This window comes from Limnospira sp. PMC 1279.21, from assembly GCF_032349615.1.
GTDB lineage: Bacteria > Cyanobacteriota > Cyanobacteriia > Cyanobacteriales > Microcoleaceae > Limnospira > Limnospira fusiformis.
On the sequence record NZ_JARPLU010000468.1, the window covers coordinates 1 to 743 of the forward strand.

Annotated in this window: 1 protein-coding gene; it reads right to left on the reverse strand. The window is 41.7% G+C overall.

Annotated features, from left to right (window positions below; translation table 11 throughout):
• Positions 1 to 743, reverse strand: a 743-nt coding sequence (locus tag P5683_RS25470; protein WP_315642130.1) for an RNA-guided endonuclease TnpB family protein, incomplete at both ends; no start/stop codon positions are given.

The window sequence follows — 743 nt, forward strand, 5'->3', positions numbered from 1 at the left end:
AGACCGCAGTTTGGACATTCAAAAGTCCGACGGACTAGGGGCATTTTTTGACGATAACCGCAATTAGAACAAAGTTGACTGGATGGATAAAATCTATCGGCAATAATCAACTTTGAACCATAACGTTCTGCCTTGTAACCTAGTTGACGACGGAACTCATAAAATGAAGCATCAGCGATAGAACCCGCCAAACAATGATTTTTCAGCATACCTGACACATTCAAATCTTCAATGACTACTTGGCTGTGGTTTTTAGCCAAAAAAGTAGTTATTTTATGAATCGTGTCACGGCGAATATTAGCGACTCTTTGATGTAGCTTTTGAACTTTTAAGAGACATTTGGCCCGATTTTTTGAGCCTTTGACTTTGCGACTTAAATGGCGTTGTAATCTGGCTAGTTTTTTGGTCGCTGCTTTATAAGCCTTGGGATTAGAGAATTGGGTCCCATCGGAGCAAGTCGCCCAATTGTTAATTCCTAGGTCTACCCCGATTCTCTCTCGATATTTCGGTGTAATTTCTGGCGTGATTTCTACGAAAAAGCTCATATACCAGTCACCTGCTTGGCGCGTTATAGTGACTTTCTTAACCCAACTTTCGGGTAGAGCCTCAAATGTAGAAACCCAGCCCACAAAAGGCAGCTTATGGCGAGTTCCTGACAACTTGAATGGCTTTCCGGAATTGTCAAGGGTAAAACTATCATGGTGGCCTTTCTTCTTAAATTTAGGATAACTGCTTATTCCCTC